The following is a 24,119-nucleotide window of genomic DNA, read 5'->3' on the forward strand; positions in this document are numbered from 1 at the left end:
ATCTAAAAGATTATGACAGAATTTTTTTCAGCGTTTTCGAGCATGCTTACGTCAACGCCAGGAATCTTATTGATTACTATTATCGTCTTAGCTTTTGTTTTTGATTATATAAATGGTTTTCACGACGCAGCAAATTCTATTGCTACCATTGTCGCTACTAAGGTTTTAACGCCTTTTCAAGCTGTACTTTGGGCTGCAGCATTCAACTTTGCAGCTTACTTTATTTCGGTCTATTGGATTGGAGAATTTAAGATTGGGAATACGATTGCAAAATCGGTTAACGAGCATTTTATTACACTAGAAGTAATATTAGCTGGAATTATCGCTGCCATTTCTTGGAACTTATTAACATGGAAGTTCGGGATCCCTTCTTCTTCTTCTCATACATTGATTGGAGGTTTTATTGGAGCAGCATTGGCTCACGCTGGTGGTTTTTCTGCCGGTGGAGAAGATGTAATTGTTTACAAAAAAGTAATTCCAATTGTTTGTTTTATCGTATTAGCACCATTAATTGGGATGATTATCGCCTCTATATTAACCATCATCACGCTTCATATATGTAAAAGAGCCAAACCTGCAAAAGCAGAATGGTGGTTCAAGAAATTGCAATTAGTTTCTTCTGCTCTTTTCTCTTTAGGACACGGTATGAATGATGCGCAAAAAGTAATGGGAATTATTGGTGCTGCGGTTATTTTTTACCATATGAATGTAGATTTTGATCCTGAATATTTAAAAGCTGAAGATAAATTTCAATATTTCGTAGAACATTGGGGATGGGTTCCCATTACATCTTTCATCGTTATCGCATTAGGTACAATGGGTGGTGGATGGAAAATCATCAAAACAATGGGTTCTAAAATTACAAAAGTAACGCCATTAGAAGGTGTAGTTGCTGAAACATCTGGAGCAATGACGCTTTATATTTCTGAACATTTCGGGATTCCAGTTTCTACAACACATACAATTACTGGTTCTATTATTGGTGTAGGTTTAACGAAACGTGTTTCTGCAGTTCGTTGGGGAGTAACAATTAGTTTACTTTGGGCGTGGATACTTACTATTCCTGTCTCAGCATTATTAGCTGCATTAATCTATTATGTTGTAACGTTATTTATTTAAAATATCATTTCTAAAGGAGCTTAAATTAAGCTCCTTTTTTATTTTTGAAATAATTTTCGAATTGATAAATGATAAGTTTAATAAAGTTTTAAATTTGCGCCATGCAATTAACTGTATTATTTATCATTATCGGCTTAGCCATTTTATTTGATTTCTTAAATGGTTTTCACGATGCCGCAAACTCTATTGCAACCGTTGTTACTACAAAGGTTTTAACTCCTATTCAAGCCGTTATATGGGCTGCATTTTTCAATTTTGTTGCTTTCTTCATTGCTAAATTTATCATTGGAGAATTCGGAGTTGCAGACACAATCGCTAAAATTATCAAAGAAGATGTTGTCGTCGCATTTGGCTCTAATCCATCTGTCGTTGTTATGGCAGCACTTTCTGCAGCAATCACTTGGAATATTTTAACTTGGAAATTAGGAATTCCTTCTTCTTCATCTCACACATTGATTGGTGGTTTAGCTGGAGGTGCATTAGCTGCAACAGGTTATGATTTTTCTGCGATTAACAGTACAATTATCTTAACGATTATCGCTTTTATTTTGGTTGCACCAATTATTGGTTTAGTCGCTGGTAATGTTATTTACATCATCACGCTGAATCTTTGTCGAAATGCAAAACCACATAAAGCAGATGCTTGGTTCAAGAAATTGCAATTGGTTTCTTCTGCAATGTTGAGTATTGGTCATGGTTTGAATGATTCTCAAAAAGTAATGGGAGTGATCACGTTTGCTTTACTTGCCAATCAAACTGCGATTGTTAATACTGATATGAATGATTGGATTTTGAATGATGTTTTCAATTGGAAACATTGGTTCATCACAACAAGTAGTACAGATATTCACGATTGGGTTCCGATTATGTGTTTCTCTGCAATTGCTTTAGGAACTTTAGGTGGCGGAATGAAAATCTTAAAAACGATGGGAAATAAAATCACAAAAATTACTCCTATCGAAGGTTTCACAGCGCAAACAGCTTCAGCAATCACGTTATTTTTCACAGAACACATCAAAATGCCAGTTTCTACAACGCATGTAATTACAGGTTCTATTATTGGTGTTGGAATGGTAAAAAGAGTTTCTGCTGTTCGTTGGGGAGTTACAATTAGTTTATTATGGGCTTGGATTTTGACAATTCCAGTTTCTGCACTTATTGCAACAGGATTTTATTATCTATTTTCGATGTTTTTCTAACATTAAAAATTTAATCATATAAAAAAAATGGCTGTCAAAATTGACAGCCATTTTCTATTTATTATCATATTTATTCTTGAATGATTATTTGCTAAAATCTTCTTTCAATAAATCGATTTTCGCTAACAACGCTTGTTGAACAGCTGGATAATCTTCTTTGTTAGAAAGTGAAGCATTTACAGAGAAATAATATTTAATCTTTGGTTCTGTTCCAGAAGGTCGACAAGCAACTTTACTTCCATCCTCAGTATAGAAAATCAATACATTTGACTTTGGTATTTCAATCGCTTTTTCTTCACCAGAAATTAAATCTTTGTCGATAGAAGATTGAAAATCTTTTACACGAACAACTTTAGAACCTGCTAATTCTTTTGGAGGATTTGATCTAAATTCCACCATCATTTTAGCAATTAACTCTGCACCTTCTTTTCCAGGTTTTACAATACTAATTAAATCTTCTTGATACGCTTTTCCGATTTCAAGATAAATTTCCATTAATTTATTGTACAGAGAACTTCCTTTCGCTTTTTGTACAGCTGCAATTTCAGAAACCAATAAAGCTGTTGTAACTGAATCTTTGTCACGGATAAAATCTCCAACCATAAATCCGAATGATTCTTCTCCTCCTCCAACAAAACTTTCTTTGCCTTCGAATTTGCGAATCATATCAGCAATCCATTTGAAACCTGTTAATCCAACTTTACAATCAACATTAAATTTAGCTGCTATATCATAGAAAATATCAGACGTTACAATTGTCGAACCGATAAATTCTTTTCCTACTAATTTACCTGCTTCTTGCCATTTTTCTAATAAATAATAAGTCAAAACAGTATTCATTTGGTTACCATTTAATAAAACAATTTCGCCTTCATTGTTACGCGTTGCAACACCTACACGATCCGCATCAGGATCTGTTCCAATCACAACATCAGCACCAATTTCATTCGCTAAAGCAACAGCCATAGTTAACGCTTCTGGTTCTTCCGGATTTGGCGATTTTACTGTTGGGAAATCTCCACTTGGAATAGCTTGTTCAGCAACTTGATGAACTTGAGTAAAACCAGCTTTTTCAAAAGCTTTTGGCGTAATTGCAACCGAAGTTCCGTGAATAGAAGTGAAAACTATTTTGATATCTTTTTTACCTTCTTGCGTAAAACTTCCGTTCGCTACGCAAGCATCAATAAAAGCTTCATCAATTTCTTTTCCGATATACGTTAACAATGCGTCGTTTCCTTGAAATTTGATTTCTTCAACCTTTACATTATTTACTTCGTTGATAATTTCTCCATCTTGAGGCGGAACAATTTGCGCACCATCATTCCAATAAACTTTGTAACCATTGTAAATTGGAGGATTATGAGAAGCTGTCAACACAATTCCAGCATCACAACCTAAATGACGAACTGTAAAAGACAATTCTGGTGTTGGACGAAAAGATTCGAACAAATAAACATTGATTCCATTCGCGGTCAATACATCTGCAACCATTTTTGCAAACGTATCCGAATTGTGACGAACATCGTATGCAATCGCAACTTTTCTCTCTTTATTCGGAAATTGTTGATTGATATAATTTGCTAAACCTTGCGTCGCTGCACCAAGTGTATATTTGTTTAAACGATTTGTTCCTACTCCCATTATACCTCGCATCCCTCCTGTTCCAAACTCAAGGTTTTTATAAAAAGAATCGTCTAATTCGGTTGGATTATTATCAATTAAATCTTGAACAGCCTTTCTTGTTTCCGCATCATAAGCGTCAGAAAGCCATAATTTAGCATTGTCTAAACTTGAAGTCATTCTTATTTTTTATTTTTTTAGTACTTGGGCACGGTCGGCAATTTTTGTATCCTTATTTGGATCGCCCATAAAATTAACGATTGAGTTTCCTTTTGCAGAACCATAAAGCGTTTGGCGCGCATTGATATCTAACAAAGCGTTATCATCTGTTGTAAAATCAGCTTCGTTAACTTCGTATTTGAACAAATTCAACTGTGCTTCGCCATAAGCTTTCACTTTCATAGTTCCAGCAGTTCCTTCTAACATTATATTTGATTGATCATCTGCTTTCAAATCAAAGTTGTTTGTAATCAAATAAGTTTGATTAATTCGCGCTTGATCCTTCGCATTCATTGTCAATTCATCTACATTTAATGTTCCAGAAGTTGTCAAAGAAGTTTGTTTATTCACATCGATTTTTTCCAAATCTCGTGTCACATAAACGTACAAATCATAGGCGCTATAATGGTCTACATTTGATTTCTCTTTGATTGTAACCGCATTATTTTTTGCTTCAACTTCTAAATTATCAATAATATTTTGATGCGATTCTACTTTAACTCCAGATTTGTTTCCCGGAACCAAAATAACATTACAATTACACGAAACGCTCAAATCTTTGATATTGTCAGCCGTATATTCTTTTTGAGCCGTTGCAGTGCCTTCTCCATCAATTGATGATGAACACGAAGTTGCAACTAAACCTAAAAATCCTAATAAAATTATTTTTTTCATAGTAGTTGGTTATTTGATTAGTTTAAATTCAATTCTTTTTGAACTAAATACAATTGTTTTTCGCGATTATTACGAACAATTAACTCGCCCAAAAATCCCGCCAAAAATAATTGCGTTCCCAAAATCATAAAAACTAACGAGATATAAAAATAAGGACTATCTGTAATTAATCTAGCTGGTGTATGCGAAATATAAACTTTGTATAATTTCTCAATTCCTAAATAAAATGAAGCGAAAAATCCTAAAATAAACATCAATGTTCCCAATAAACCGAAAATATGCATTGGTTTATTCCCAAATCTTGATGCAAAGAAAAGTGTAATCAAATCCAAGAAACCATTTACAAAACGATTTGCTCCAAATTTTGAAACACCATATTTACGCGCTTGATGTTTTACTTTTTTCTCAATAATTCTCGAATATCCTGCGTTTTTCGCTAAAACAGGAATATAACGGTGCATATCTCCATACAATTCGATATTTTGCGTTACTTCCCAACGATAAGCTTTCAAACCACAGTTAAAATCATGCAATTTTACACCAGACGTTTTACGGGCAACACCATTGAATAATTTCGAAGGAAGATTTTTTGTCAATTTATTATCTTGACGATTTTCTTTCCAACCCGAAACAATATCTGCTTTTTGGTTTTTCAGCATTTTGTATAACGACGGTATTTCCTCAGGAAAATCTTGTAAATCTGCATCCATAGTAATCACAACATCACCTTTCACTTCTTTAAAAGCCGCGCTAAGTGCTGGAGACTTACCATAATTTTTACGGAATTTAATTCCTTTCACTTCTGTATTGAAGTTGGCAATATACTCTATAATTTGCCACGAATCATCTGTACTCCCGTCATCAACGAAAATAACTTCGAATGTAAAATCATTCTGTTCACAGACTTTTTTGATTCTGTAGAATAATTCCTCTAAGGAATCTTGTTCGTTCAGTAAAGGAACAACAACTGAAATATCCATATGTTAAAAAACACGTTTTTTTAAGAATTGTGAAAACATCGCTGCAATTGCGATGTAGAAAGATAAGAAAATTGAGAATAATCCGAAGAAGTTTTTCACAGTAAATAAATTAAGTGTTTTATAATCATCCGAATTTCTGAATGTTTCGATATCTTTTGCGACTTTTGGATCAGACATATTAGACGTAAAAGTGTCTAACAATCCTTGTTTCAAACTATCTTGTGCCCATTCTCCATAAGTATTGAAGAATACAAAAATAACAATCAAACTCATGATTCCTGCGAAGAAAATTGTGTAGAAACCAACTTTGAAACCTTCTTTGAAAGTCATTAATTCTTCTGAAGTTTGATGATTTTTTGCTTTATTTTTCGATAAATTGAAAATTGTCAAGAAACAATATAATGCATATAAAGGTAATACAATAAAACAGCAAATCATAAAGCTGTAAGTGTAATAATCTTTTACAGAAACTGTTCCGTTCAACGAAAAATAAAAGTAAAGTGCGAAAAACAATGCTAATGTAATTGCTGTAAGCACCAAAGAGTTTTTGAAAATTCTATTAAAACTAATCATTCTGCAAAGATAATTATATCCTTTATTCTATAATACATTATTTTATATGATTTAAAGGTGTGATTTTATCTAATTTCTAAAAATATTTTTAGATTTAATCTATTCATAATGAAACAAAAAACTTCAAGAACAAGTGTCAATATAAAAAACTTTCACCTAAACCCTTTTATTTTTACAAAACTTTCTTACCTTTGCATCAGGCAAGTCCTACACAACCAGCTCCTGTTGAATCCTCCAGGACGGGAACGTAGCAAAGGTATACGGTCGTAGCGGTGTGATGTAGATCGCTTGCCTATTTTTATTTCTCTAAATTTCACTCCCTCTTTTTTTTACCCCATTATTTATTCGTAAATTTGCAACCATTGATTTAAAGATTCAATGGAAACAAACAAAGCACCAAAGTACATTTTCGTTACCGGAGGAGTAACATCGTCGTTAGGAAAAGGAATCGTAGCATCATCATTAGGAATGCTACTAGAAGCAAGAGGATATAGAGTAACAATTCAGAAATTGGATCCCTATATAAATGTAGACCCAGGAACACTTAATCCTTACGAGCATGGTGAATGTTACGTTACGGAAGACGGTGCAGAGACCGATTTAGATTTAGGACATTACGAGCGTTTCTTGAACCGCGCAACATCTCGTGCTAACTCAGTTACTACAGGTCGTATTTATCAAACAGTTATAGAAAAAGAACGTCGTGGAGATTATTTAGGAAAAACAGTTCAAGTTGTTCCTCATATAACAAACGAAATCAAACGTCGTATCAAATTATTAGGTAATACAGGTGATTATGATATAATTATTACTGAAATTGGAGGTACGGTTGGAGATATTGAGTCTTTACCTTACATCGAATCTATCCGTCAGTTAACTTGGGAATTAGGAGAACATAATTCTTCTGTTATTCACTTAACATTAGTCCCTTATTTAGCTGCTGCAGGTGAATTAAAAACAAAACCTACTCAACATTCTGTTCGTACATTAATGGAGAATGGTATTCATGCCAATGTTTTAGTTACACGTACGGAGCGTCATTTACCAAAGGATGTAAAAGCTAAATTGGCTTTATTCTGTAATGTTCGCAAAGAAAATGTAATCGAAAGTATGGATGCAGACACAATTTATGAGGTTCCATTCTTATTACATGAACAAAATTTTGACGAAGTTGTTTTAAAAGGCTTAGATTTGCCAACTGATCAAGAACCAGATTTTACAGTTTGGAACAAATTCTTATCAAATCATAAAAATCCTAAAAACGAAATCGAAATTGCTTTAGTTGGTAAATACGTTTCGTTACACGATTCTTATAAATCAATTACAGAAGCATTTACACATGCTGCTGCAACTTGCGAAACGAATGTAAAAGTTCGTTGGGTATATTCTGGCGATATTACAGAAGACAATGTTGGAGAGCAATTGAAAGGAGTTTCGGGAATTTTGATCGCGCCAGGTTTTGGAGATCGTGGTATTTTAGGTAAAATAATTGCTGCAAATTACGCACGAAGAAATAATATTCCAACATTAGGAATTTGTTTGGGAATGCAAATTATGGCAATCGAATTTGCGCGTAATGTTTTAGGTTACGAGAAAGCAGATTCAGCAGAAATGGATTTAACAACGCCTTATCCTGTTATCAGTTTGATGGAAGATCAAAAAGATGTTTCGGACAAAGGAGGAACAATGCGTTTAGGAAATTGGAAATGTGAATTAACTCCTAATTCAAAAATTGAGAAAATTTACAACACAACCGAAATCTTAGAACGTCATCGCCATAGATATGAATTCAACAATGATTTTTACGATGAATTTGTTGAAAACAATTTTATTCCAGTTGGTAAAAATCCTGAAACAGAATTAGTAGAAATTTTAGAACATAATCAACACCCATATTATATAGGTGTACAATTCCACCCGGAATATAAAAGTACAGTTGCTTCGCCACATCCTTTATTTATAAGTTTTATCGAAGCTTCTTTATTGAATAAACAAAATGATTTATTAAATGCAACAAGAGAAAAAATTTGATTTTAACCAAACGATTGGTTTTATTTTAATTGCAATTCTTTTTGGCGTATTCTATTTTCTAAACAAACCTTCGGAAGCGGAGGTCGAAGCACAGAAAAAAGAATTAGTTCAAAAGCAAGAGCAAGCGAAAAAACAGGAACAATTAAATAAAACAGCTACAACACAAGCTTTTCAAACTGTAGATCCTACATTAGCAAAAGATGTTGAAGTTAGTAATGATAAATTAAAAGTTACTTTTTCGCCAAAAGGAGCTCAAATTTCTGACGTACAAATCGTTGGATATACAGCTTACAATGACAAAAAAGATGGACACAAAGATCCTTTACATTTAGTAAAAGATGGATCAAGTAAGTTCAACTTATCATTCAAAACAAAACAAGGAGCTGTTCTTAATGTTTCGGATTTGGTATTTGTGCCTCAAGTACAGAAAAATGCGAACAATACAATTGTGACGTTTACAGCAAATGCTCAAAATAGTCAAATTCAATACATCTATACATTAGGAGATTCTTATGGTGTCGATTTCGAAGTTAAAACGCAAGGTTTATCTAACATCACTTCTGATAAAAATGTAGATTTAGCGTGGACAATGGACGGTTTCAGTACTGAGAAAGGAAAAGATCAAGAAAAATATTGGTCACATACTTATTTTCAGTTCAAAGGAAACAAAGACATCGAATACGAATTATTTGGTTCTGACGAATGGGAAGAAGAGGAAGCTATTTCTTGGGTAGCCAACAAACAACAATTCTTTGCAACAGTTTTATCAAATGATGAAGGGTTTAAAACAACAAAAGGTGGTTCTAAAAACTCTGATAAAGAGGATTTAACTTATAGTAAACACTATCACTTAAACTCTAAATTAGAGTTAAAAAATAGTGAAATCAATTCAAAATTCACGTGGGATTTTATTCCATTGGATTATAAAATGTTGAAAGATTACAACGACAAAGGATTTCAAAACTTAATTGACTTTGGTTGGGGATTATTTGGTTGGTTGAATAAATATTTCTTCTTGAACGTTTTCAAATGGTTAGCTTCTGTAGGAATCACTTACGGATGGGTAATCTTCTTGATGACAATCGTTGTAAAATTGATTTTATCTCCAATTATGTACAAACAATACCGTCAATCTGCATTGATGAAAGTTGTTCGTCCAGAGTTGAATGAAATTAACGAAAAATACAAGGATCCGAAAGATGCGATGAAGAAGCAACAAGAAACAATGGCAATTTATCGTAATGCAGGAATCAATCCGTTAGCGGGATGTTTACCAGCATTATTACAAATTCCTATTTTCTATGCGTTGTTCCGTTTCTTCCCGAACTTAATCGACTTGAGAGGTGTTCCTTTCTGGTTCGTAGACGATTTAACAGCATTCGATGATTTAATCAAATTACCAGAATGGGTTCCATTCCTTAATGGTCACTTAAGTGTATTCGCTTTATTATACATTGTTGCAATGATGATTTATTTTAAAGTTTCTGGATCTATGGATAATTTCCAAATGCCACAACAAGAAGGAATGCCAAATATGCAATTCATGAAATACATGATGTATGTAATGCCAGTTTTCTTCTTTGTATTCCTTAACAATTATGCTTCTGGTCTATCTTGGTATTATTTAGTATCCAATGCGATTAATATTTTCATCGTGTTATATATTAAGAAATATATGATTCACGAAGCGAAGATTCATCAAATCATCGAAACAAATAAAACAAAACCTAAAAAGACAGGTAAGTTTGCTTCGAAAATGCAAGAAATGATGAAACAAGCTCAAGAAATGCAAGAGCAACAACAAAAAAACAAAAAGAAATAATCTAACTATATTTCAAATTCAAAAATCCGTTAATGATAATTAACGGATTTTTTATTTATTCGAGACAATAAAGAATTAAGTATTCAATTTACTTATTATCAATAATATATTCACTTAAAAATATTTTTACAGTGTAAGTTATACACTTTTTATGAATAAATTCTTTTTTATTTATTATTTTCAGATTATTATTGTCTTAAAATAATAAATAACATGAACAATATTTACTCAATTAAAGACCAAACAGCAAATCCTGGACCTTTAGGATTATTTGGTTTTGCAATGACAACTATTTTATTAAACATACACAATGCAGGTTTTTTCCCTGTTAATAGTATGATTATGGGAATGGGTGTTTTCTTTGGAGGCGGAGCACAATTTGTGGCTGGCGTTATGGAATGGAAAAAAGGAAACAACTTTGGTAGTATTGCATTCATGTCTTATGGCGCTTTTTGGTTAACACTTGTATTTACATGGTTAGCACCAATGTTTGGCGTAGAAAAACCAGACGGAAATGCGATGGGATGTTATTTAGGAATGTGGGGATTATTTACATTAATCAACTTTTTCCAAACACTAAAAGGTAATTTGGTCGGAAAATTATTATTTGGTTCGTTAACCTTATTATTCTTGTTATTAGCAGCAGGTAACTTTACAGGAAGTCAAAGTATTTTACATTTTGCTGGTTGGACAGGAATCATCTGCGGATTTATTGCTTTTTACGAAGCTTCTGCAATTATGATTAATCAGAAATACGAAAAAGCAATTCTTCCTTTATAAATAATATGAATAAAAAAAATCCTTTATCAGAGACTGATAAAGGATTTTTTTTATAATTGTAATGAATTATTTATTAAACATTGGTGCTAATAATTTTTTCCAGATAAATAATAAAATTAATGATCCTAAAATTGAAAAAATCCAATCCAACGGACTGAAAAAACTCACTTCTCCATCATGAGAAATTCCTAAAATTGTACGCATATAAGCTCCTAAATATGCACCAACAATACCTATAAGTGCAGTTACCCAAAATCCTCCCGGATCTTTACCTGGCATTATTGCTTTAGCAATTCCAGCACAAATTAAACCGAACACTAAGTATACCAAAAAGCTCCAAACTCCGGTAATACCTAACATAATAAATGAAGTTGTCATCATAATTAATAGTATTTTTTATGGTTTTAAAAATTGTTAAGTAAATCTTAACTAAAATCGTTCCAAAAAGATAAGAAAAGTTTTTGTAATTTGTAAATTTGTAACACTATAAAATAAAATTTATGTCTCTAATCAAATCTATTTCAGGTTTTCGTGGAACAATCGGAGGAAAACCGGGAGATAATTTAACTCCTATAGACGCTGTAAAATTCGCAGCTGCTTACGGAACTTGGCTTAAGAATCAATCAAATCAATCAGAATATAAAGTAATTGTAGGGCGTGATGCTCGTATTTCTGGACAAATGGTTTCTCAATTAGTTTGTTCAACTTTACAAGGATTAGGAATTAATGTTGTCGATTTAGGTTTATCTACAACGCCAACTGTAGAAGTTATGGTGACACATTTGCATGCAGATGGAGGAATTATTTTAACTGCTTCTCACAATCCAAAAGAATGGAATGCGTTGAAATTATTGAATGCAAAAGGAGAATTTGTTTCTGCTGCAGACGGCGCACAAATTTTAGCTTTCGCAGATAAAGATGATTATACATTTGCAGAAGTTGATGATTTAGGTTCTTATGAAACTTTTGATGATGCAATTGATTTACATATCGAGAAAATTTTGGCTTTGCCATTAGTGAATACAAAAGCGATTCAAGAGAAAAATTTCAAAGTTGCGATTGACGCAGTAAATTCAACTGGAGGAATTGCAATTCCTAAGTTATTACAACGTTTAGGTGTAATTCATTACGATATGTATTGCGAGCCAAACGGACATTTTCCTCATAATCCAGAGCCTTTAAAAGAACATTTAGGTGATATCTGTAAAAAAGTAATCGACGAAGAAGCTGATTTCGGAATTGTGGTAGATCCAGATGTTGACCGTTTAGCAATTATCGACGAAAAAGGTGAAATGTTTGGAGAAGAATACTCATTAGTTGCAGTCGCAGATTATGTATTATCAAAAACGCCTTCAGCAACAGTTTCTAACTTATCATCTTCTCGTGCTTTACGCGATATTTCTGAAAAATATGGTCAAAAATATTCGCCATCAGCAGTTGGAGAAGTGAATGTTGTAGTTGAAATGAAAAAAGTTGACGCTAAAATTGGTGGAGAAGGAAACGGTGGTATTATTTATCCAGAATTGCACTACGGACGCGATTCTTTAGTAGGAATTGCTTTATTCTTGACATATTTGGCTGAACAAAATAAATCAGTTTCTGAAATTAGAGCTTCTTATCCTGCTTATTTTATGGCGAAAAAGAAAATAGAATTAACACCAGAAATCAATGTTGACGAATTGTTAGTGAAAATTCAAGAAGTTTACAAAAACGAAGAAATCAATACGGTTGATGGAGTTAAAATTGATTTCCCTACAGAATGGGTTCATTTAAGAAAATCAAACACAGAGCCAATTATTCGTATTTATACTGAAAGTACCTCAGAAGAAAATGCAAATAAATTAGCGGATAAAATGATCGAAAGCATAAAAAATATCATCTAAAACAATCTATTTTAATTGTTTAACAAATGTGCAAAACTCTAACAATTCGTTATGATTTTTGCACATTTTATTTTGTAAATTAGTCTATCACTATGGACGAAGATTTTTTTAATAACGAGCTAATTGAAGGTTTTGAGCAAATGCTTGATAATCGTGAATATAAGTATTACGATTCGGAGGATTTGGTCGAAATTATTGAGTTCTATCTTGAAGTAAATGATAGCGAATATGCAAAACGTTCGTTGGATTTTGCAGAAAAAATGCATCCCGAGAATATAGATATCAAAATCAAGAGAATCGAATATTTTCTTACAACTGAGGATTTAAAAAAAGCTGCAAAACTCATCAAAGATTTAAAAGATTTAGCTGCAAACGAATTAGATTACCTTCTTGTACAAGCACGTTTTTGGGGATTGAAAAATATGCCTCGAAAAGCGATAAATTTTTATGAAGAAGCTTTGCAAATAGACGAAGAAGAAACTGATTTTATTTGCAATTGTATCGGAAATGAATATTTGAATTTAGATGAAGTTCATTCTGCGTTAATTGCTTTCAAAAAAGCATTGAAATTCAATCCAGAAAACGATTATACTTTCTACTCTATTATTCAATGCTACGAAGAAATTCATAATCCTGATGAATGCATCGAATTTTTAAAAGATTTTATTGACGATAATCCATATTCGGAAGTTTCTTGGTTGCAACTTGGTCTGTTGTACAATCACAAAAAAATGTATGACGAAGCTATAAATGCATTGGATTACGTGCTCGCGATTAATCCTAACTCTATTGTTGGTCATGCTAACAAAGCGCTTTCATTGGAAGAATTAGGAGAATATAATAAAGCAATAGAAACGCTAGAAGAAACATTAGAATTTGATGATTCGCCCGCTGTTACGCATATGAAAATTGGTGAATTGTACGAAAAGTTAGAGAAACCACAAAAAGCATTGAAAGCTTATCATATTGCGATAAAAGAAGATCCGCAATTGGATAAAGTTTGGGCAAAAACATCTTCGCTTTACAACAAATTAGGAAATATAGAGGAAGCCGAATATTACATTCAGCGTGCAATAGAATTGAATGGCGATAGTTACGAATATTATACAGATTCAACTTACTATTTTCTGAAACAAATGAAGTTTGAAGAAGCTATAAAAAACCTTTCGAAATTGGTTCAATTAAAGCCTTTAGTTTTCCATACTTGGTTTGCTTACGTCGAAACTTTAATTGCTGTTGGCGAATACGAGGAAGCGATTGCAGTCTTATTAACAGGCGCTTTAAAGAATTTTAATCGTGCCGAATTTTTCTATCAATTGAGTAATGTCTATTATATTACAGAGCAAGATCAATTAGGAAATGAAGCGTTGCAAAATGCATTAAGTTTGGATCGAAATTTAAAAGATTCTATGATCGAATATTATCCGATTTTAGAAGAAAAAATCAATCAAATTTCTGGAAATAACGAATAAAAATATAATTCTTAAGCCATCTTTTTTAGATGGCTTTTTTCTTCACAGTAAAATAACACAGGTTTATTCAAAAAAACTTAACTTTATGATACTAAACAAGCCTTATGAACTTTGTCGCACATCAATATTTATCTTTCGGAAATCAATCGCTTCAAATTGGAAATTTGCTTGGTGAAACTGTAAAGGGAAAACAATATTTAGATTTTCCAGAAGATATTCAGAAAGGCATTTTATTGCATCGTTCAATTGATACATTTACAGATTCTCACGAAACTGTCAAACAAAGTTCAAGTTATTTTCACGAAACACAACACAAATTTGCACCAATTATTATTGATGTGATTTATGATTATTTTTTGATTAAATATTGGAATAATTATTCTGAAACTCCTTTCGAAAAATTCAAATCAGATTGTTATCAATTATTTAAGGATGAATACAATTCGCTTCCAAAAAAACTACAAGAAATCATTTTTTATTTGTTGAAATATGATTGGTTCGAAAATTATTCGACCATAGAAGGCGTTCAAAAAACATTAAAAGGAATCGGAAGTCGAGCAAAATTTGAGAATAATTTACATCAAATCATTCCCGAATTTGAAAAAAATTATTCTAATCTCGAAACTGATTTTCTATCATTTTTTCCTCAAATCCAAACGCATTGCAAGAACTTTGTATTCATTGATTCTCAAGTCTAAATTTCATTTTAAGAATTCGATAAAATTCATTAGTTTAGGGCTGTAAACAAACAGAAAACCACAATGGATTTAACTTTTAATAAAAGAGAGGATCATAACAAATTATTACTTTCTAAACTACGCCAAAAACTGAAACAAGTTTACCTTGGCGGAGGTCAAAAAAGAATTGATGCGTTGCATAGCAAAGGAAAAATGTCTGCAAGGGAACGTATTGATTATCTTTTGGACGAAAAAAAACCGAACATAGAGATTGGTGCTTTAACAGGAGATGAAATGTACAAAGAACACGGCGGATGTCCTTCGGGAGGTGTTGTTGTGAAAATTGGTTACATTTCTGGTAAACAGTGTATTGTTGTTGCAAATGATGCGACAGTAAAAGCTGGTGCTTGGTTCCCAATTACAGGTAAAAAGAATTTGCGTGCTCAAGAAATTGCGATGGAAAATAAATTGCCAATTATTTATTTGGTGGACAGCGCAGGTGTTTATTTACCAATGCAAGATGAGATTTTTCCTGATAAAGAAATGTTTGGTCGAATTTTCCGCAATAATGCAATCATGTCATCAATGGGAATTACTCAAATTTCTGCTGTGATGGGAAGTTGTGTTGCTGGTGGAGCATATTTACCAATTATGAGCGACGAAGCAATGATTGTAGACAAAACAGGTTCTATTTTCTTGGCAGGAAGTTATTTGGTAAAAGCAGCAATTGGAGAAGATATTGACAACGAAACTTTAGGTGGAGCAACAACACATTGCGAAATCTCTGGCGTGACTGATTATAAAGCAAAAGATGATAAAGATGCGTTGGATAGAATAAAATCTATTGTTGGTAAAATTGGTGATTATGAAAAAGCTGGATTTAATCGAATTGAAGCAGCAAAGCCTGCTTTAGATGAGCAAGAAATCTATGGTATTTTACCTGAATCTCGTTCTGAGCAGTACGATATGTATGAGATTATTAACAGAATTGTTGATAACTCAGAATTGGACGAATATAAGCCTGATTATGGAAAATCAATTATTTGTACTTATGCTCGAATTGATGGTTGGGCGGTTGGAATTGTAGCTAATCAACGTAAAATCGTGAAGTCTAAAAAAGACGGAATGCAGTTCGGTGGTGTGATTTATTCAGATTCTGCGGATAAAGCGACTCGTTTTATTGCGAATTGTAACCAAAAGAAAATTCCGTTAGTTTTCTTACAAGATGTGACTGGTTTTATGGTTGGATCTAAATCTGAACATGGTGGTATTATCAAAGATGGTGCGAAAATGGTAAATGCAGTTTCGAATTCTGTTGTTCCAAAATTCACGATTATAGTTGGTAATTCTTATGGTGCAGGAAACTATGCTATGTGTGGAAAAGCTTATGATCCTAGATTAATTGCGGCTTGGCCTTCGGCTCAATTGGCAGTTATGGGAGGTGAGCAAGCGGCGAAAGTTTTGCTACAAATAAAAGAAGCGACTTTGAAAGCGCAAGGTGTAGAAGTTGATGAAGTGAAAAAGCAAGAACTTTTGAACGAAATTACAGCAAAATACAATGATGAAACAAGTCCTTATTATGCTGCGGCACGTTTGTGGACAGATGGAATTATTGATCCTTTGGATACGCGTAAATGGATTTCGATGGGAATTGAAGCTGCGAATCATGCTCCGATTGAAAAACAATTTAATTTAGGTGTTATCCAAGTTTAGAAAAACGAAAATATTTTTAAAAATAGAAGAGAATCCAATTTAGGATTCTCTTTTTATTTTTTGAATATTGTTTGAAACATGTAAATCAAATCTTGTCGAAAACTCCAATTCTTTACATATTCTACATTGATCTTAACTTTATCTGGCCAAAGAATTTCATCATTATATTTGATTGGATCATTTACATTGGATAAAATTTCTTCTTCTTTACAATATTTCAATTGAGCAGGACCAGTAATTCCAGGTTTAACTTTCAACACCAATCTATCCTCTCCAACCAATTTATCTGCATAACCAGCGACATCAGGACGAGGTCCAACAAAACTCATTTCCCCTATTAGAATATTGAATAATTGAGGTAATTCATCTAATTTATAATCTCGAAGAATCTTTCCAATTTTGGTAATTTGATGTTGATCGGTTGTTATTGTCGATTTAGAAACCCCTTTAATCGTTCTGATTTTATAAATATTGAAAAATCTTCCGTCTTTCCCAACTCTTTTTTGTGTAAAAACGCCAAATTGATTGGTATCTATAGAACTTATGATAATTAACAAAACAATTAACCCAACTAAAAATATTAGTAGGATTAATGCAAGTATATAATCAAATATGTTCTTTAAGATCATTTCAATTAAAAGAATTTACTTTTATTTCGAGAAGCTAAACATTTTATTTTTCCGAATGATGAATTATCAAAATTCTCATCTCCAGCAAAATATCCGTAGCCGTAGCCGTAACCATATCCGTAACCGTAGCCAGTTTTAATTTGGAAATCGTTGAATATAATTCCGACATTCGAAACCTCACCTTCATCATATTTATTCGAAATTGCATGGATAAAGTTTTTCTCCGAATAGTTGTAACGTGTTACATACAATGTGCAATCTGCGTTAAGCATCAAATCGTACGAATCTGTTACTAATCCTATTGGCGGTGAATCTATAATTACGAATTCATATTTCTCTTTCAATTCAGCAAATAATTGATCCATTCGATTACTCAAAATCAATTCTGAAGGATTTGGAGGAATTGGACCTGCTGAAATAATATCTAAATTTGGTAAAATTGTACGTTGTGTAATTTGATTTAACTCTAAATCATCCGCAACATAGTCTGTTACACCTGTTTTATTATTAATGTTAAAATCATCAAAGATTTTTGGTTGACGTAAATCTAATCCAATCAGAACCGTTTTCTTATCCATAGAACCAAGTGAACTCGCAATATTCATCGCATTGAAAATTTTACCTTCACCTCCAATAAATGATGTCATTAAAATCGTTTTGTTATCATCTTCAAGTCCTGGATTCTTGTATAAATATTTCAGATTAGAACGAATTGATCTAAACGATTCAGAAATTCCTGATTTTGGATTGTTGATTACAACTAAAGGTTATAGGAATTTCTTTAATCAATTCGCCTTGATACAAGTTAAGCATCAAAGTAAAGTCGAATTTATCTTTTGGTAAGTTTCGCAACAAATCTAAAACTACTATTGGAACTCCACCCATTTCTAATGAACGAAGCCTAAAAAGTACTTTTATTTTTCTATGTTGATTTGACATTTGGTTAGTTTAATAAACAAAAATACAACATTGAGTTTGAATTGAATAATACAACAACTTAAAAACTCATAAAATAATTCTTAATTTTGCAGAAAAAGTAGTCGAATGTTCAAAATTGGTACAAAAGTTAAAGTGATAGATGATAATATTTCGGGAACAATTTCCAAATTGAAAGGTGATTTTGTTTACTTTAATGATGAGTTTGGTTTTGAATATGAGTATCGCCAAGATGAAATCATCAAAGATATTGAAATTGACTATGAAGAATATCGAGATGAGAAAATCAAAGAATTTTCGAAACCAAAGTTTAAGACTTTTCGCAAATCTCATCGACATCCTTATTTAACGCGAGAAATTGATTTGCATATCGAAAATTTAGTTGATAATTGGCGTGATTTGGATAATGCGCAAATTATACAAACACAATTAGATGTTGCACGAAATGAGGTGGAGCGCGCTATGTTCGAAAGTCAAATTCGATTGATTTTAATTCACGGTTATGGAAAAGGAATTCTGAAAAAAGAAATTACCGAATTGTTATATCGTTACACGAATATCGAATTCTATGACGCCTCGTTCAAGGAATATCACGGCGACGCCATAGAAGTTAAATTTATTTAAATTGAGATATTTCGATACAATTTTCTTATTCTATCGAAACGAAAATCACTCAATATGACAATTTTCATTATTATTAGTCATTGGCTATAAACAAAGAAAGTCATTCTGATTTCTATGACAAAACCAAGTTATTTTTATAAATAGTTTGATTTTTAATTAGAGCATAAATCCGATGAATAATTTTGTTTCTCACAGCGTTTAAAACAGCCATTTTATTTTTACCTTGTTCAACTTTTCGATGATAGTAAATCGCCAAGTCATTTTCTAACCGAATAGCACTCATAGCTGCTAAGTGCAATAGTTTTTTCAACTCTTTATCTGCCATAGTTGATACTTTTGGTCTTCGTTTTATAGATGTTCCAGACTGAAAATCAAATGGAGCTACTCCTGCATAACAAGCCATTTGTCTTGGCGTATTTATAGTTGTAAAACCATCTGTTTTTATCAACATATTAAATGCTAAAACTTTTCCTACTCCAGGGATTGATTGTATTCTTTTATAATGATCGTAAAGTTGTTCATCTTCACAAATTAGCTGATAGATTCTATCTTCTATTTCATTAATTTGTTTGGTTAATATATCGATGAGTTTAGTGTTTAAACGCAATACAGCTTTATCCATAGTTGGTTTTAAGAATTGATCGTCCTGTGTTTGAGCTAATAATCCTGCTCTTATTTTAACGCGATGTTTTCTTTCAGCATTCAATAGTTTAATTTTTTCAATGACCTTTGAATTAGGTTTCCACAGCTGAAGATCCATATAGTTTTTCAATAAAAATTGAGCGATGCGTTCACTATCAATTTTATCATTTTTACCTCTAACTAATCCCATACTTCTTTTCAAATGCAAAGGATTGATTACATAAACAGTAAAAGAAAAATGGACTAAAACACTATAAAGTATAGCATTAAATCGACCTGTATTTTCCATTCCAATCAAAATTTCTTGTTTTATATCAAACTGTTTGAAAAAAACTTTGATTGCTTTTTCTGTATTAGGAATGTTATCAAAACGATTCACTCCATTTTCTTGAATGCAGATGTCTAAAGTTAATTTACTCACATCAATTCCGATAATAATTTTTTCCATAAATTTGAATTTAATGAGAAGAGAAACTTATCAATAACTCGATTCCTTACTAATGGGTTATAAGCCCGAATTTCTATTTGAGAATTTGATAAGAAAGAGTTGAGTCTTAATCAGAATATGAGATTATATAGCTCTGAACTCGTTATAGTGTACTCAAACTCTTTTCTCTTCTTTTTATACTACAATTTAAGATTTTCAAATCTAAAGGAATTTGTTTCAGAATTTCATTATTTTTAGGATTAAAATCTTTTGATCCAATCCATCAAATCATAATAATTTTGAGGAACAATTCCGTGTCCACTTCTATATTCGTGGTATTCAAAATTAATATTCATCGATTTTAAAAACTCGTCACCCATTCGTCCTAATTCAATTGGCAATACAACATCTTCTGTTCCGTGCGAAACAAAGAAATTTAAGTTCGAAAAATCTTTCGATTGATCAAAATCTCCAATAATTTTAGCTTCTGGATAACCACTTAAAATAGCCACGTTTTTAATCTTTTCTGGATTATTTAGCGAAATCGCATAACTCAAAATTGCACCTTGGCTAAAGCCCATCAATGTTACATTTGCGTCATCTAAATTCTCTTGTTGAACAATTGCATCAATAAATTCGACCAATTTATTACGCGATTCTATTGCTTGCGTTTCATCCATCCATTTTTCATTGTTCACAAAATTAATATCATACCACGCATATCCGCCATACACAATATCATGCAACGCTCGTACACTTATAATATGCGCATTCTGCGGTAAATCTTGTGCAAATGAAAACAAATCTTCTTCGTTGCTTCCATAACCATGTATCAGCACAAAAAGAGGCGTTTTTTCAGTCGAAACAACAGGTAAACGTTCGATATATTTTATTCCATTCAATTCTTTCATACAAACTTATTTTTAGCGAATTTAATTCTAATTTTTCTAAATAAAATTATTTTCAGTTCAGTTAAAACCCTTCGAAAACACCCAAACCAAATAAAGCGAAATCATATTTCACAGGATCATTTGCATCCATTTCTCGCAATTTTGTATCAAGTTCTTTCAATGCTTTTGCATCATTTTGTTTTCGAGTCAGAATATTTAATTTTCGTGCAACATTTCCCGAATGTACATCCAAAGGACAGGAAAGAATAGAAGTTGGAATGGATTTCCAAATTCCTAAATCTACGCCTTGTTTGTCATCACGAATCATCCAACGCAAGTACATATTGATACGCTTTGCAGCCGAATTATTCAATGGATCTGAAATATGTTTAGTTGTTCGAGTTGGATGTTCTATTTCAAAAAAAGTTTGTTTGAAATTCGAGATTGATGCTTGCATCGAATCTGAAGTTTGATGTTTTGCAAAAACTTGTTCCAATCCGCCATGATTTTGATAAATGTTACGAAGCGATTGCATGAAAAATTTCAAATCTTCACTATTGAATGTTCTGTGAACAAAACCACCCAAATTCTTTAAATGATTCTCAGAGAAATTCATCACAAAATCGTAAGGCGAATTTCCCATCAACTGCATCATTTTATTCGCATTATTGATAATCATTTTACGATTTCCCCATGCAATTGTTGCCGCTAAAAACCCAGCAATTTCGATATCTTCTTTCGCAGAAAATCTATGCGGAATCTGTACTGGATCAGAATCGATAAAGTCTAATGTATTATATTGAAGAACTTTTTCGTCTAAAAAATCCTTTAATTCTTCTTGAATCATTTACATTTCTATTTGAAAAATTCCATCAGCCATCACCAATTTTCGATCAGTCATATTTGCTAATTCTTCGTTATGTGTCACAATGACAAAAGTTTGTCCAAATTCGTTTCGAAGATTGAAAAATAATTCATGTAATTCTTCAGCATTTTTAGAATCTAAATTACCAGAAGGTTCATCAGCAAAAACTACTTTAGGCTGATTAATCAACGCACGAGCTACTGCTACACGTTGTTGTTCTCCTCCAGAAAGTTGATTAGGTTTATGTGTCAAACGTTGCGAAAGTCCCAAATAAGACATTAACTCTTTTGCACGCTTTTCGGCTTCTGCTTTTTTTGTTTTCTTGATAAAAGCTGGAATACAAATATTTTCTATTGCATTAAATTCTGGCAACAATTGATGAAACTGAAAAATGAATCCAATGTTTTCGTTACGAAATTTAGATAAATCGCGATCGTTTAACTTCGTGATATCTTGTCCCGCAATCTGAATAGAAGTATTATATTTCTTTGGCTCAGAACTTTTTTCTAATGTTCCTAAAATTTGAAGCAAAGTTGTTTTTCCTGCTCCAGAAGCACCAACGATAGAAACGATTTCTTTTTCTACAATCGATAAAGAAACATTTTTTAGCACTTCTAATTCACCAAATTTCTTAACAATATTTTCTGCTTTTATCATGAGGTAAAGATATAAATTAAGTACTAAGTCTTAAATCATAAGTGATAAGTTTTTTTTGAATTAAAATTCGTCAGTTCGAGTGATTTTTAGAAATGAAATGATAAAAAATTGTATCGAGAATAGAATTTCACTAGAATTGACGGTTTTTTATTGATAAAATTATAAAATCAATCCTCCGTCGAAAATGCTTTAAACCCAAAACAAACAATTTTAGTGTACTTGGTACGATTTAAAAATTATATAACAATTGTTTTGACTTTTTAAATCATTAATATTCGTATCTTGTAACCTCTAAATAAATAATATTAATCACTTTTTTAGCATAAGCTGATAAAATTAATATGGCAAAATTTAGAATACATCAACAATATTTTTATTTTTGTAATTGAAAAATCAAAAAAAATGAATCTTCACGAATATCAAGGAAAAGAAATTCTTAGTAAATATGGTGTGAAAGTACAACGTGGTATCGTTGCTACTACACCAGAAGAAGCTGTAGAAGCTGCTAAACAATTAACTGAACAAACTGGTACAGGTTGGCATGTCGTAAAAGCACAAGTACACGCAGGTGGTCGTGGAAAAGGTGGTGGAGTAAAGCTTGCTAAAAACTTGGACGAAGTTAAAGAGAAAGCAAACGAAATCATCGGAATGCAGTTAGTAACACCTCAAACTTCGGCTGAAGGTAAAAAAGTTCATCAAGTTTTAATTGCTGAGGATGTTTATTATCCAGGTGAATCTGAAACTGAAGAATACTATGTTTCTGTATTGTTAGATCGTGCAACTGGTAAAAACATGATTATGTATTCTACTGAAGGTGGAATGGATATCGAGGAAGTTGCTGAGCACACACCAGACAAAATCTTTACAGAAGAAATTGATCCTGCTGTAGGAATCCAAGGTTTCCAAGCGCGTAAAGTTGCTTTTAACTTAGGTTTATCAGGAAATGCTTTCAAAGATGGTGTTAAATTTATCACTGCTTTATATAATGCATACGTTGCGATTGACGCTTCTATGTTCGAAATTAACCCAGTTCTTAAAACATCTGACGATCAAATTATCGCTGTAGATGCTAAAGTATCTATCGATGATAACTCATTATTCCGTCATCCAGATATCGCTGCTTTACGTGATACAAGAGAAGAAGATCCAACAGAAGTTGAAGCTGGTGAAGCTGGATTAAACTTCGTAAAATTAGACGGAAACGTAGGATGTATGGTTAACGGAGCTGGTTTAGCAATGGCAACTATGGATATCATCAAATTATCTGGTGGTAATCCTGCAAACTTCTTAGACGTTGGTGGTACTGCTGATGCTGAGCGTGTAGAAAAAGGTTTCCGTATTATCTTAAAAGATAAAAACGTAAAAGCTATCTTAATCAATATTTTTGGTGGTATTGTACGTTGTGATCGTGTTGCTCAAGGTATTTTAGATGCTTACAACAATATGGGTGACGAAATTAATGTGCCAATTATTGTTCGTTTACAAGGAACAAATGCAGAAATCGCTAAGAAAATGATTGATGAATCAGGTTTCGCTGTTCACTCTGCTATCACATTAAAAGACGCTGCTGACAAAGTAGAAGAATTAGTAGGTTAGGATTTTAACTTATTTACAATATATCAAACCTCTCAAAGAATTCTTTGAGAGGTTTTTTTGTATGATTTATTGTCATTCTGATTTCTATGA

General features: G+C 32.3%; 22 protein-coding genes, 1 other RNA gene and 1 pseudogene. 12 read left to right on the plus strand and 12 right to left on the minus strand.

The features are described from left to right. Positions 1-12: 12 nt before the first annotated feature. Both B3I31_RS11615 and B3I31_RS11620 read left to right on the plus strand, forming a co-directional pair. Complete coding sequence (locus B3I31_RS11615) at positions 13-1,119, plus strand: inorganic phosphate transporter (RefSeq protein WP_291058720.1); 1,107 nt, start codon at positions 13-15, stop codon at positions 1,117-1,119. Between the two features lie 101 nt (positions 1,120-1,220). Beyond that, the gene (locus B3I31_RS11620) at positions 1,221-2,318 is read left to right on the plus strand and encodes an inorganic phosphate transporter (protein WP_114999000.1); all 1,098 of its coding nucleotides are present in this window, start codon (positions 1,221-1,223) and stop codon (positions 2,316-2,318) included. Positions 2,319-2,402: 84 nt separating this feature from the next. Here the strand turns inward: B3I31_RS11620 and B3I31_RS11625 are convergent, their stop codons facing one another. Genes B3I31_RS11625 through B3I31_RS11640 form a run of 4 tightly spaced genes read right to left on the minus strand, consistent with a single transcriptional unit; the run spans position 2,403 to position 6,385 of the window. Further along, positions 2,403-4,118, minus strand: coding sequence for a phospho-sugar mutase (locus B3I31_RS11625; RefSeq protein WP_291072399.1), 1,716 nt, complete (start codon positions 4,116-4,118; stop codon positions 2,403-2,405). 9 nt (positions 4,119-4,127) lie between these two features. Beyond that, a complete protein-coding gene (locus B3I31_RS11630; protein WP_291072400.1) occupies positions 4,128-4,832 on the minus strand; it encodes a GIN domain-containing protein in 705 nt (234 codons plus the stop codon). Positions 4,833-4,849: 17 nt separating this feature from the next. Continuing rightward, the gene (locus B3I31_RS11635; protein ID WP_280049177.1) at positions 4,850-5,812 is read right to left on the minus strand and encodes a glycosyltransferase family 2 protein; all 963 of its coding nucleotides are present in this window, start codon (positions 5,810-5,812) and stop codon (positions 4,850-4,852) included. Between the two features lie 3 nt (positions 5,813-5,815). Beyond that, positions 5,816-6,385 carry a DUF4199 family protein gene (locus B3I31_RS11640; RefSeq protein WP_038335421.1) on the minus strand — a complete coding sequence of 190 codons (570 nt, stop codon included), beginning with the start codon at positions 6,383-6,385 and terminating at the stop codon, positions 5,816-5,818. 198 nt (positions 6,386-6,583) lie between these two features. On the opposite strand from B3I31_RS11640, the gene ffs reads away from it, so the two are divergent. The 4 genes from ffs to B3I31_RS11660 all read left to right on the plus strand — a co-directional run bounded on the left by ffs (position 6,584) and on the right by B3I31_RS11660 (position 11,018). After that, an RNA gene (gene ffs, locus B3I31_RS11645) (signal recognition particle sRNA small type) lies at positions 6,584-6,682 on the plus strand. A gap of 81 nt (positions 6,683-6,763) precedes the next feature. Further along, on the plus strand, positions 6,764-8,416 hold the full coding sequence (locus B3I31_RS11650) for a CTP synthase (RefSeq protein WP_221853939.1): 1,653 nt from the start codon (positions 6,764-6,766) through the stop codon (positions 8,414-8,416). After that, positions 8,394-10,238 (plus strand): membrane protein insertase YidC, encoded by a 1,845-nt coding sequence (gene yidC, locus B3I31_RS11655; protein WP_291060051.1) that lies wholly within the window; start codon positions 8,394-8,396, stop codon positions 10,236-10,238. Before B3I31_RS11650 ends, yidC begins: the two co-directional genes overlap by 23 nt. A 213-nt stretch (positions 10,239-10,451) precedes the next feature. Further along, on the plus strand, positions 10,452-11,018 hold the full coding sequence (locus B3I31_RS11660; protein ID WP_291060049.1) for an acetate uptake transporter: 567 nt from the start codon (positions 10,452-10,454) through the stop codon (positions 11,016-11,018). A 66-nt stretch (positions 11,019-11,084) separates the two neighbouring features. On the opposite strand, the gene B3I31_RS11665 is transcribed toward B3I31_RS11660, so the two are convergent. After that, positions 11,085-11,399 carry a GlsB/YeaQ/YmgE family stress response membrane protein gene (locus tag B3I31_RS11665; protein WP_180905890.1) on the minus strand — a complete coding sequence of 105 codons (315 nt, stop codon included), beginning with the start codon at positions 11,397-11,399 and terminating at the stop codon, positions 11,085-11,087. A gap of 119 nt (positions 11,400-11,518) precedes the next feature. On the opposite strand from B3I31_RS11665, the gene glmM reads away from it, so the two are divergent. The 4 genes from glmM (at position 11,519) to B3I31_RS11685 (ending at position 16,763) form a co-directional block, all read left to right on the plus strand. After that, the gene (gene glmM, locus B3I31_RS11670; protein WP_221853943.1) at positions 11,519-12,901 is read left to right on the plus strand and encodes a phosphoglucosamine mutase; all 1,383 of its coding nucleotides are present in this window, start codon (positions 11,519-11,521) and stop codon (positions 12,899-12,901) included. 92 nt (positions 12,902-12,993) lie between these two features. Beyond that, complete coding sequence (locus B3I31_RS11675; protein ID WP_291060047.1) at positions 12,994-14,373, plus strand: tetratricopeptide repeat protein; 1,380 nt, start codon at positions 12,994-12,996, stop codon at positions 14,371-14,373. A gap of 104 nt (positions 14,374-14,477) precedes the next feature. Next, on the plus strand, positions 14,478-15,071 hold the full coding sequence (locus tag B3I31_RS11680) for an ACP phosphodiesterase (protein WP_038335367.1): 594 nt from the start codon (positions 14,478-14,480) through the stop codon (positions 15,069-15,071). A gap of 63 nt (positions 15,072-15,134) precedes the next feature. Beyond that, positions 15,135-16,763, plus strand: coding sequence for an acyl-CoA carboxylase subunit beta (locus tag B3I31_RS11685; protein WP_291060046.1), 1,629 nt, complete (start codon positions 15,135-15,137; stop codon positions 16,761-16,763). Between the two features lie 53 nt (positions 16,764-16,816). Here the strand turns inward: B3I31_RS11685 and B3I31_RS11690 are convergent, their stop codons facing one another. From B3I31_RS11690 to B3I31_RS11700, 3 genes and pseudogenes are all read right to left on the minus strand, one after another. Further along, positions 16,817-17,392: a sugar transferase gene (locus B3I31_RS11690; RefSeq protein WP_221853946.1), complete on the minus strand. Its 576-nt coding sequence runs from the start codon at positions 17,390-17,392 to the stop codon at positions 16,817-16,819. Positions 17,393-17,397: 5 nt separating this feature from the next. Continuing rightward, positions 17,398-18,147: a CpsD/CapB family tyrosine-protein kinase gene (locus B3I31_RS11695; RefSeq protein WP_312081786.1), complete on the minus strand. Its 750-nt coding sequence runs from the start codon at positions 18,145-18,147 to the stop codon at positions 17,398-17,400. A 16-nt stretch (positions 18,148-18,163) separates the two neighbouring features. Further along, positions 18,164-18,331, minus strand: a pseudogene (locus B3I31_RS11700) (glycosyltransferase); the annotation flags it as partial. 105 nt (positions 18,332-18,436) lie between these two features. Here B3I31_RS11700 and B3I31_RS11705 point away from each other — a divergent pair. After that, entirely contained in the window at positions 18,437-18,952 is a 516-nt protein-coding gene (locus B3I31_RS11705) for a hypothetical protein (RefSeq protein WP_221853947.1), read from the plus strand. A gap of 112 nt (positions 18,953-19,064) precedes the next feature. Here the strand turns inward: B3I31_RS11705 and B3I31_RS11710 are convergent, their stop codons facing one another. From B3I31_RS11710 to B3I31_RS11725, 4 genes are all read right to left on the minus strand, one after another. Beyond that, positions 19,065-20,042 (minus strand): IS110 family transposase, encoded by a 978-nt coding sequence (locus B3I31_RS11710; protein WP_291088060.1) that lies wholly within the window; start codon positions 20,040-20,042, stop codon positions 19,065-19,067. Positions 20,043-20,281: 239 nt separating this feature from the next. Continuing rightward, positions 20,282-20,932: an alpha/beta hydrolase gene (locus B3I31_RS11715; protein WP_221853948.1), complete on the minus strand. Its 651-nt coding sequence runs from the start codon at positions 20,930-20,932 to the stop codon at positions 20,282-20,284. A 61-nt stretch (positions 20,933-20,993) separates the two neighbouring features. Continuing rightward, positions 20,994-21,758, minus strand: a complete 765-nt coding sequence (locus B3I31_RS11720; RefSeq protein WP_221853949.1) for a TIGR02757 family protein — start codon at positions 21,756-21,758, stop codon at positions 20,994-20,996. Beyond that, entirely contained in the window at positions 21,759-22,433 is a 675-nt protein-coding gene (locus B3I31_RS11725) for an ABC transporter ATP-binding protein (protein WP_038335263.1), read from the minus strand. A 402-nt stretch (positions 22,434-22,835) separates the two neighbouring features. Here B3I31_RS11725 and sucC point away from each other — a divergent pair, with 402 nt between their 5' ends. Beyond that, positions 22,836-24,029, plus strand: a complete 1,194-nt coding sequence (gene sucC, locus B3I31_RS11730) for an ADP-forming succinate--CoA ligase subunit beta (protein WP_221853950.1) — start codon at positions 22,836-22,838, stop codon at positions 24,027-24,029. The last annotated feature ends 90 nt before the right edge of the window (positions 24,030-24,119 follow it).

The sequence above is a fragment of the Empedobacter sp. UBA3475 genome (genome assembly GCF_002378465.1).
In the GTDB taxonomy this organism is placed as follows: domain Bacteria; phylum Bacteroidota; class Bacteroidia; order Flavobacteriales; family Weeksellaceae; genus Empedobacter; species Empedobacter falsenii_B.